The sequence below is a fragment of the Enterococcus sp. S183_ASV_20 genome (assembly GCF_018919685.1).
In the GTDB taxonomy this organism is placed as follows: Bacteria; Bacillota; Bacilli; order Lactobacillales; family Enterococcaceae; genus Enterococcus; species Enterococcus faecalis.
Genome location: NZ_JAHLRI010000076.1, coordinates 1 through 9,328, shown reverse-complemented (window position 1 = coordinate 9,328; position 9,328 = coordinate 1). Strand labels below are relative to the sequence as shown.

General features: G+C 40.1%; 6 protein-coding genes, 8 tRNA genes and 1 pseudogene. 14 read left to right on the top strand and 1 reads right to left on the bottom strand.

What is annotated here, in order from left to right; genetic code table 11:
• Positions 1 to 89 precede the first annotated feature (89 nt).
• The 8 genes from KQI94_RS14330 (at position 90) to KQI94_RS14295 (ending at position 849) form a co-directional block, all read left to right on the top strand.
• Positions 90 to 162: transfer RNA gene (locus tag KQI94_RS14330), tRNA-Val, on the top strand.
• A 6-nt stretch (positions 163 to 168) separates the two neighbouring features.
• Positions 169 to 241: transfer RNA gene (locus KQI94_RS14325), tRNA-Lys, on the top strand.
• A 16-nt stretch (positions 242 to 257) separates the two neighbouring features.
• Positions 258 to 339: transfer RNA gene (locus KQI94_RS14320), tRNA-Leu, on the top strand.
• Between the two features lie 6 nt (positions 340 to 345).
• A tRNA-Thr gene (locus KQI94_RS14315) sits at positions 346 to 421 on the top strand.
• Between the two features lie 4 nt (positions 422 to 425).
• Positions 426 to 497, top strand: a tRNA-Gly gene (locus KQI94_RS14310).
• A gap of 15 nt (positions 498 to 512) precedes the next feature.
• Positions 513 to 598 (top strand) — tRNA-Leu (locus tag KQI94_RS14305).
• Between the two features lie 14 nt (positions 599 to 612).
• Positions 613 to 686: transfer RNA gene (locus KQI94_RS14300), tRNA-Arg, on the top strand.
• Between the two features lie 89 nt (positions 687 to 775).
• Positions 776 to 849, top strand: a tRNA-Pro gene (locus KQI94_RS14295).
• A 45-nt stretch (positions 850 to 894) separates the two neighbouring features.
• Here KQI94_RS14295 and KQI94_RS14290 read toward each other — a convergent pair.
• Positions 895 to 1,752 (bottom strand): MurR/RpiR family transcriptional regulator, encoded by an 858-nt coding sequence (locus KQI94_RS14290; RefSeq protein WP_002354705.1) that lies wholly within the window; start codon positions 1,750 to 1,752, stop codon positions 895 to 897.
• A gap of 145 nt (positions 1,753 to 1,897) precedes the next feature.
• On the opposite strand from KQI94_RS14290, the gene KQI94_RS14285 reads away from it, so the two are divergent.
• The 6 genes and pseudogenes from KQI94_RS14285 to KQI94_RS14260 form a co-directional block, all read left to right on the top strand.
• Complete coding sequence (locus KQI94_RS14285) at positions 1,898 to 3,205, top strand: PTS transporter subunit EIIC (RefSeq protein ID WP_024041653.1); 1,308 nt, start codon at positions 1,898 to 1,900, stop codon at positions 3,203 to 3,205.
• Positions 3,183 to 4,412 (top strand): aminotransferase class I/II-fold pyridoxal phosphate-dependent enzyme, encoded by a 1,230-nt coding sequence (locus KQI94_RS14280; RefSeq protein ID WP_002390700.1) that lies wholly within the window; start codon positions 3,183 to 3,185, stop codon positions 4,410 to 4,412. The genes KQI94_RS14285 and KQI94_RS14280 overlap by 23 nt, the downstream gene beginning before the upstream one ends.
• A 303-nt stretch (positions 4,413 to 4,715) precedes the next feature.
• On the top strand, positions 4,716 to 5,183 hold the full coding sequence (locus KQI94_RS14275) for a CtsR family transcriptional regulator (protein ID WP_002354715.1): 468 nt from the start codon (positions 4,716 to 4,718) through the stop codon (positions 5,181 to 5,183).
• Positions 5,184 to 5,185: 2 nt separating this feature from the next.
• Positions 5,186 to 7,681 carry an ATP-dependent Clp protease ATP-binding subunit gene (locus KQI94_RS14270; RefSeq protein ID WP_002368524.1) on the top strand — a complete coding sequence of 832 codons (2,496 nt, stop codon included), beginning with the start codon at positions 5,186 to 5,188 and terminating at the stop codon, positions 7,679 to 7,681.
• 133 nt (positions 7,682 to 7,814) lie between these two features.
• The gene (locus KQI94_RS14265) at positions 7,815 to 8,849 is read left to right on the top strand and encodes an FUSC family protein (RefSeq protein WP_002354721.1); all 1,035 of its coding nucleotides are present in this window, start codon (positions 7,815 to 7,817) and stop codon (positions 8,847 to 8,849) included.
• A gap of 180 nt (positions 8,850 to 9,029) precedes the next feature.
• Positions 9,030 to 9,328, top strand: a pseudogene (locus tag KQI94_RS14260) (U32 family peptidase); the annotation flags it as partial.

The following is a 9,328-nucleotide window of genomic DNA, read 5'->3' as shown; positions in this document are numbered from 1 at the left end:
GAACACAGAAGTTAAGCTTCTTAGCGCCGATTGTAGTGAAGGGTTTCCCTTTGTGAGAGTAGGACGTCGCCACGCGAATTGTTGTTTTTGGAGGTTTAGCTCAGCTGGGAGAGCACCTGCCTTACAAGCAGGGGGTCAGCGGTTCGATCCCGTTAACCTCCATTTTTTGAGCCGTTAGCTCAGTTGGTAGAGCATCTGACTTTTAATCAGAGGGTCACAGGTTCGAGCCCTGTACGGCTCATATTCATATTTCATTTGCGGGTGTGGCGGAATTGGCAGACGCACTAGATTTAGGATCTAGCGCCGCAAGGCGTGGGGGTTCAAGTCCCTTCACCCGCATATTTAGCCGGCTTAGCTCAGTTGGTAGAGCATCTGATTTGTAATCAGAGGGTCGAGGGTTCAAGTCCTTTAGCCGGCACCATTTTGCGGAAATAGCTCAGTGGTAGAGCACCACCTTGCCAAGGTGGGGGTCGCGGGTTCGAACCCCGTTTTCCGCTTAGCCAATTCATTACGCCGGGGTGGCGGAACTGGCAGACGCACAGGACTTAAAATCCTGCGGTGAGTGATCACCGTACCGGTTCGATTCCGGTCCTCGGCATTGTTTTATATTTAGCACCCATAGCTCAACTGGATAGAGTGTTTGACTACGAATCAAAAGGTTAGGGGTTCGACTCCCTTTGGGTGCATAGTTGAGTGATTGACTAAGTTTTAAAAAGGTGCACGTGAGTTTCTTTTTAATTCGATAGTCTTTTTTTATTACTTTAACTTCATAGCCCGGGAAGTAGCTCAGCTTGGTAGAGCACTTGGTTTGGGACCAAGGGGTCGCAGGTTCGAATCCTGTCTTCCCGATTGTGAAAAACAGTACTGATCATCAGTACTGTTTTTTTGTTTTGTTTAAAATTTAAGTATCGAAGTAGGTGTATTTTTTTGTGATGTGTAGTTCTTATCGAAATTGCGACTAAAAATACAGGAATAAAGGACATTGAGAATATATTCGATGGCTAGTTGAGAGGAAAAGGTCGAGACTTTGAAATCTGCATGTTCAACGTTAGGAATGGGCAAAATCACTGTGGCGTATTTAGCTAATTGGCTGTTCAAGTCTGAAGTAATGGCAATAATCGGGGTGCCTCCTTCTGCAAAAATCCGTGCTTCATTTACGATTTCTGCAGTGTTACCACTGTAAGAGACGAGGATGGCTACGTCATTTTTGGTGGCATTGATGGCTAAATAAAATTGTTCAGCTTGATAAGGGATTAAATGGATAAATAGCTGAATGCGTAATAACTTTGTTTGAAAATCCGTTAAGCGAATGTAGGAGTTACTGACACCCACTGCTAAAATATTTTCAGCGGTTAAAAGTAAATCAATGCTTTTATTTAACATGGCCTCGGTTAATAACTGTTGAGTGGATTGAACGGTTTCAGTCGTTAACTGCGCAATTTTCTTGGCAATTAGTAAATCAGAATCTTGCGCTAAAAAAGGCATATTCGCATCAACATTCCGGATTGCTTGGTAGTGAATTTCTAAGTCGCGGGACAAGCGGATTTTAAATTCTTTGAAACCGCTAGTTTCTGTTTTTTTACACAAACGAACAATCGTGGAAGTTGAAGAGTTGGTGGCTTCTGCTAGTTCATAAATCGACATATGCAGGACTCGTTCAGTATGAGATAAAATAAAATCAATAATTAGCCCTTCGTTATATGTATAGCGTTCTTTTTGTTCTAAACATTCGATTAGATTCAATGGGTTCACCTCTCTGTGGTACTTTGTTTCGCTTTCAGTATACCTTAAGCGTATGAATTATGAAACATAGTTACAGAATCAGTTAGTTGTATTTACATAAGAAAGCGGTTTCTTTATGATGAGGATATCACAAAGGATTAAGGAGAGAAGTGAAATGGATAAGTTAACAAACTGGGTGGAGCAAGCCGTAGTGCCTAAAGTTTCAAGGATTACAAGTTTACGTTATTTTCAAGCCTTAAGAAATGGTTTTTTTGCAATTATGCCGTTAACAATTATTGGGTCGATTTTTATGTTGATTACAGATTTTCCAGTAGCAGGGTATGGCGATTTTATGGCTGGAATTTTCGGTGCAGGTTGGGCGGATATGATTTCACCAGCTTATCGAGCGACTTTCAACATGATGGGAATTATTTTTGCTGGGACGATGTCCTATAAATTGGCGGAAAGTTACGAAATGGATCGTTTAACTTCATTAATTTTAGGAATTGTTGCTTACGTAGTCGTTTTACCGAAAACGGTGATCACAGAATCAGGCGAAGTTGTGACGAAAGTTTTATCGTTTGATTGGTTAGGAACGCAAGGGGTGATTACGGCCATTATTATGTCAATTCTTTCGGTTGAATTGACTCGTTTCTGTATTAAGAAAAAATTAGTCATCAAAATGCCTGAAAGCGTGCCTTCTATGGTGAGCCAAGCTTTTAGTGCATTGATTCCTGGGATTTTTGTGGTAGCGGTGGCTTTATTGATTAATGGGATTGGGCTTTCGTTTGCGGATTCCTTCCCGCAATTAATTTATGCGGTGATTCAAGCGCCACTGCAAGGTTTAATCGGAACCCCTTTTGCAATTATTATTGTGGCTGGCTTAAATGGACTGTTCTGGTGGTTTGGAATTCATCCAACTGTCATCAATTCCATGCTATATCCTATTTTGTATGCGAATGCAGACAAAAACCAAAGCTTAGCGGAATTAGGACAATTAACTGCTCAAAGTGGCAACTTTGGCACGGTCCAAATGCTCGATCAATTTGCCACAATTGGAGGCGCTGGTTGCACGATTGGCTTGGCTATTGCAATGGCCATCGTCGGACATTCATCTAGAATGAAAGCCATGTCGAAAATTTCGTTTGTTCCAGCATTTTTCAACATTAATGAACCCTTGATTTTTGGACTCCCAGTTATTTTTAACCCTTTATTATTGATTCCGATTGCGGTCGCGCCGATTGTATCGGTCTTGATTGCCTTTCTGTCAATGAAAATTGGGTTCATGCCAATGTTTACAAACATTCAAGCACCATGGGCTACGCCCTTTCTGTTTTCGGGCTTTTTAGTGGGAAAATGGCAAGGTGCAGTGACGCAAGTTTTAGCTGTTGCGGCTAGTGTCGTTATTTATTATCCATTTGTAAAAGCCTTAGATCGACAATATCAAAAAGAAGAAGCCCATGAAGTACCAGAAACATTGTAGAGAAAGAGGAGTGAAGGAAATGCATGTTGAGAATGATGAAAATATTTGCTGTGAAGTGGAAAAAGGAATAGAAAAAATGTATCATCCGATGGTGCCCGAGTTGGTTCAAACCTCTTCCTTTTATTTTCCAACTTACGAAGAATTTATGGCAGCGAGTATAGATGAAAAAAATAATTATGTTTACACACGTGGCACCAACCCCACAACAGAAATTTTAGAGAAAAAAATTGCTCGTTTGGAACGTGGAGAAAAATGTAAAGTTTTTGCCTCAGGAATGGGCGCTATTTCGGCAACGCTGTTTACGTTGCTCCAACAAGGCGATCATGTTTTAATGGTCAACACAATTTATGGAGAATCTGTTTCGTTTGTGCAATATTTAGAGAAATTTGGCGTATCCTTGACCAAAGTAGACGTTGCAGAAACAGAAGAACTTTTTCAATTTGTTCAGGAAAACACCAAAGTCATTTACTTTGAAAGTCCGTCCTCACAAAAGTTTGAACTGCTAGATTTAGAAAAAATAACTGCGTTAGCACAAAAAATCGGCGCATACACTGTCATTGATAACACGTGGGCGTCACCGTTATTTCAGCATCCTTTATGCCATAATGTGGACCTGGTGATTCATTCTTGTTCCAAATATATTGGTGGTCATTCGGATATTGTAGCAGGGGCTGTCATTGGCAAAGCAGCGCTTGTAGATCAAATTTTTGAACATGGTCATCAAGCATTAGGCGCAGTCAATAGTCCCTTCAATTCTTGGTTAGCGTTACGAGGTATTCGTACCATGCCTGTTCGGTTGGCGCATCAGTCTCAAGCCATCCAAACGGTGCTGTCGGCTTTGCAAAAGGATCCGCGAATCAGTCGATTATATCATCCTTTTGTAGGAAATCAACAACAACAAGCGTTAGCAGAAAAATATTTAACAGGTTATGGCTCATTGTTTGCGATTGATTTAAAAGATACCGATTTTGAACGTTTGAAAACATTTGTGAATGCATTGACGCTGGTCACAATTGGGGTCAGTTGGGGTGGCTTTGAAAGTTTGGCCTTGCCTGTATTCAAAGGCAATAACTTAGCGGCTGTTCAGAAAAGAGGTTTGTCGCCAGCGCACATTCGCATGTACGTTGGTTTGGAAGAGCCAACATCTATTATCGAAGATATTCAACAAGCCTTGGATCAAGCCTATGGCGAAGAATCGTTTTTGTGAGACATTAAGATAATCAGCTGAACAAAAGCAACTCCTTCGGAATTCGCAAGGATAAAACTGTGACGAGCCTTTGGCGAGAAAACAATAAGCCGAAATTCTTGGAGCTAAACACTTTTGTCTCAGCCTCTGTGATTCAATAACATATTTTCATTTTTAGGAGGGGAACTTAAGTCAGTTTGAATGAGGTTGCTCCTCCTGTTTTGCATTTTTTTATTAAAGTCAAAGCGTTCCTCTTTATTTAATAGGCAAAGTTCGATATAATAATGGTCAATATTAGTCAAGAGAGAAGAAGGATGGAAGACTATGAGTAATCAAAATACGTCAGATTTAATCGAGGCTTATTTAAAAAAGATTTTAGAAGAAAGTAATAAAATTGAAATCCGTCGGGCGGAAATGGCTAATTTATTTAATTGCGTTCCTTCACAAATTAACTATGTAATTAATACACGTTTTACCATCCAACGAGGCTACGCAGTTGAAAGTAAACGTGGTGGAGGCGGCTATATTCGCATTGTCAAAGTACAAATTTCAGATAACGATCAATTACTAAAACAAATGGATCAATTGATTGGCGCAACCTTAACAGAAAAAGATGCGCTAACATTTATTCAAACATTGTATGAAGAAGAAGTGATTACGAAAAAGGAAGGCAATTTAATGCTAGCTGCTTTAAGTAAAAGCACATTGAATGGTCTGGGGAATCACGAAGATTTTCTAAGAGCTCAAATAATGCGTTCATTTTTAGAGCGCTTGAGCTATGAGGAGGAATAACTATGGATGAACTATTTACAGAAAGTGCGAAAGCCGTACTGGCGATTGCCCAAGAAGAAGCGAAGTATTTTCGTCATCAATCCGTCGGTTCTGAGCATTTATTATTAGCACTCGTTTTAGAACCAAATGGGATTGCCGGAAAAACATTACGACAATTGAATACTGACACAGAAGACATCCGTGAAGAAATTGAGCATTTAAGTGGCTATGGCACCATGCAAAGTCCAATGGGGAATAACAACTTATACTTACCTTATTCACCAAGAGCCAAACAAATCTTTGCCTATGCGGGAGATGAAGCGAAGCGCTTAGGGGCTCAAAAGATTGGTACCGAGCATTTATTATTAGGCTTGTTAAGAGACGAAGAAATTTTAGCGTCTAGAATTTTAGTGAATTTAGGATTAAGCTTATCCAAAATGCGTCAATTATTATTGAAAAAAATGGGCGTTTCCGAACCCAATAGTGCACAACGTCGTCGGAATGGTCAAAGTAAAAATGCGCCACAAGGGACGCCAACATTGGATTCTTTAGCGAGGGATTTAACCAAATTAGCACGAGAACAAAGCTTGGATCCAGTAGTTGGTCGCGGTACCGAAGTCCGTCGTTTGATTCAAATTTTGAGTCGTCGTACCAAAAACAATCCTGTCCTAGTCGGTGAACCGGGTGTTGGGAAAACAGCGATAGCAGAAGGCTTAGCCCAGAAAATTGTCAACCGGGAAGTCCCTGAAGATATGCAAGGCAAACGTTTAATGATGCTAGACATGGGTGCCTTGGTTGCTGGAACCAAATATCGAGGTGAGTTCGAAGATCGCTTGAAAAAAGTTGTCGATGAAATTTATCAAGATGGACAAGTCATTTTATTTATTGACGAATTGCATACCTTGATCGGTGCTGGCGGTGCAGAAGGGGCGATCGATGCTTCAAATATTTTAAAACCTGCTTTAGCACGTGGCGAGTTGCAAACAATTGGTGCGACAACTCTGGATGAATACCAAAAATATATTGAAAAAGATGCCGCTTTGGAACGTCGTTTTGCCCGTATTCAAGTAGCAGAACCAACGCCAGAAGAAGCAGAAGAAATTCTAAAAGGCTTGCGTTCACGCTATGAAAAACATCATGGCGTAGAAATTACAGATGAAGCTCTACATGCAGCGGTTCACTTATCGATTCGCTATTTAAATGACCGCCAATTACCAGATAAAGCAATTGATTTAATGGACGAATCTGCAGCAAAAGTTCGTTTAGATAAGGCAGATCAACCTTCAGAAATTAATGAATTGCGTACCGAAATTTCTCAATTAATTACGGAAAAAGAAGAGGCCATTCAAAATCAATCATTTGAAAGTGCTGCTCGGATTCGTCAAAAAGAAAAACAAGTGATGGAAAAACTAGAAGAATTGATTGCAGTGAAAGAAAAAAGTCTGTCTGGTTACAGTACGCAAGTAACAGAAGAAGACGTGGCTGGAGTCGTTTCACAATGGACAGGCGTTCCTTTGCAGCAGCTAGAGAAGAAAGAAAGCGAACGATTGATGGAATTAGAAACCATTTTACATCAACGGGTCGTTGGCCAAAATGAAGCAGTTGAAGCTGTTTCACGCGCTATCCGTCGTGCGCGTAGTGGCTTGAAAGACCCAGCAAGACCGATTGGTTCCTTCATGTTCTTAGGACCAACAGGGGTTGGGAAAACAGAACTTGCCAAAGCCTTAGCCGAAGCGATGTTTGGCAGCGAAGAAGCCTTGATTCGCGTGGACATGTCTGAGTTTATGGAAAAATACAGTACTAGCCGTTTAATCGGTTCTCCTCCAGGTTATGTCGGCTACGAAGAAGGCGGCCAACTAACTGAAAAAATTCGTCAACGTCCTTATTCCGTTATTTTGCTAGATGAAGTAGAAAAAGCCCATCCAGATGTCTTTAATATTTTATTACAAGTCTTAGATGATGGCCATTTAACGGATGCCAAAGGACGAAAAGTCGATTTTCGTAACACGATTTTAATCATGACCTCCAACTTAGGAGCAACAGCGATTCGTGAAGAAAAACATGTTGGCTTCAATGTGAAAGACATTTCTAAAAATCATGAATTAATGCAAAAACGAATCATGGAAGAATTGAAAAAAGCCTTCCGTCCAGAATTCTTAAACCGAATTGATGAAACGGTTGTCTTCCATTCCTTGAAACAAGAGGAAATTCATGAAATCGTAAAAATTATGAGTCAATCTGTCGTGAAACGGATGGCCGAACAAGAGGTTAAAGTGAAAATCACACCAGCTGCAATTGAAGTTATTGGTAAAGTCGGGTTTGATCCAGAATATGGCGCACGTCCAATTCGTCGGGCCTTGCAAAAAGAAGTGGAAGATCGTTTAAGTGAAGCCCTTCTTTCTGGTCAAATTCAGTTAGGGGATAAAGTAACTTTAGGCGCTAGCAAAGGCAAAATCACGTTAAATGTGCGGGCACCAAAAGCACCAAAAACAGAAGCGAAAGAATTACAAACTGTATAGATGAGATGCAAAGTCTGGTACAAAAACCATTTAGGGTTTTTGTACCAGACTTTTCTATTTTCCAGTGGCGATTTCTTTTTGAGAATTGCCAGATTGATTTTTCTGTGCTACGTTAATAAGGAGGGGTGATGGAATGGAACAATCTTTTTTTCGAGAATTACTACATTATCAACGTCCAAAGGATAATCCTTTTCGACTAGTGTTTGCTGGCTTGGTTATGTTCAGCATTCTTTTTTTGGGCTATATCAATCATCAATTATTGATTTCAAGCTTTGGCTCGTTAGGTATTTTTACTTTTTTATATTATCAGCCGCTACCATTAAAACAGTTAATGACTCGTTTATCTGTGGTCGGTAGTTACCTTTTTTTAGGAAATTTGTTAGGCATGTTATCGACCCATATTGCATGGCTCATTCCAATTGTTGTTGCCCTGGTCGGTTTTGGTGGCCGCTTTTTCTTTGAAGTCTACGATATTTCAAAACCGGGGGCCTTCTTTGGTGTGATGGTGACAGCGATGGGTGCCAGTACGAGCATTCCACTAGCAAAAATTCCGTTCATGAGTGGCTGTATGTTATTAGGCATTGGCTTTTCCATTTTGTTTGCACTAGTGTTGCATTTTACAGAGAAGGAAATCAGTGCCCCGCTAGCTAAGCGATCATTACGGGAACGAATTTATCGGCATCCAGAAGCACCATTAGATAGCATATATTATAGCTTTGTTTTATTTTTTGCTGTATATATCAGCGAAAGTTTACATTTACAAAATCCGTATTGGTTAGTCGTTTCCTGTGCATCCATTCTACAAGGAGACAATTTACGTGCGATTAAGCAGCGAAATATTCAGCGAATTTTTGGCACAACGATTGGATTGGTTATTTCCGCTTTTCTGCTTAATTTAGCTTTGACAACTTTTGAATCGATTGTCGTGATTACAATCTTATTTGTGACCGTTGAGTATTTTATTCGTCGTAATTATGGATTGGCGCAATTTTTCACAACGCCTATGGCTCTGATGCTTTCATTGCTCGTTCGTCAGCAGTACGTGATAACGTTGATTCAATTCCGCTTTTTGGGGATTGTTTTAGGCAGCTTGTTAGGCTTAGCGGCAGCGTGGTTATTCACCGTTGTAGTAACGTTTTATGAACGAAAATACCACTTGAACGAGTGACCAAAGAACAGATGACCAGTAATTAAAAAAAAGAGCATTTGGTAGGTAAGCGGATGACGCTTTTCTACCAAAATTTTTTCGGAAACATTGTGAAAAATGTACGTTTAATACAGATAGGCTCTTTTAAAGTTTGTGAACGTATGATACTATTAAACGGTCATAAAGAAGGAGGCTATATTTATGATTGAACTGATTGCAACTGCAGAATCTGTTGAGCAGGCTGTAGAATTACTCGCAACAGGTGTGGATACATTATATATTGGAGAAGAAACATTCGGGTTGCGTTTGCCCGTATCTTTTACACGAGATGAACAACGCGAGATTGTGAAACGTGCACATGAAATGGGCAAACAAGTGCTAGTTGCAGTAAATGGCATTATGCACCCTGAAAAAATGAAATTAGTCCCAGAGTATCTGACATTTTTAAAAGAAATCAACGTCGATAAAATTACTTTGGGTGATCCAGGTATTGTGTTTAT

What these genes read in the sequence shown, in the direction of transcription:
- KQI94_RS14270 (WP_002368524.1), top strand. Translation starts at nt 5,186, where the DNA reads ATGGATGAACTATTTACAGAAAGTGCGAAAGCCGTACTGGCGATTGCC.
- KQI94_RS14285 (WP_024041653.1), top strand. Translation starts at nt 1,898, where the DNA reads ATGGATAAGTTAACAAACTGGGTGGAGCAAGCCGTAGTGCCTAAAGTT.
- KQI94_RS14275 (WP_002354715.1), top strand. Translation starts at nt 4,716, where the DNA reads ATGAGTAATCAAAATACGTCAGATTTAATCGAGGCTTATTTAAAAAAG.
- KQI94_RS14280 (WP_002390700.1), top strand. Translation starts at nt 3,183, where the DNA reads ATGAAGTACCAGAAACATTGTAGAGAAAGAGGAGTGAAGGAAATGCAT.
- KQI94_RS14265 (WP_002354721.1), top strand. Translation starts at nt 7,815, where the DNA reads ATGGAACAATCTTTTTTTCGAGAATTACTACATTATCAACGTCCAAAG.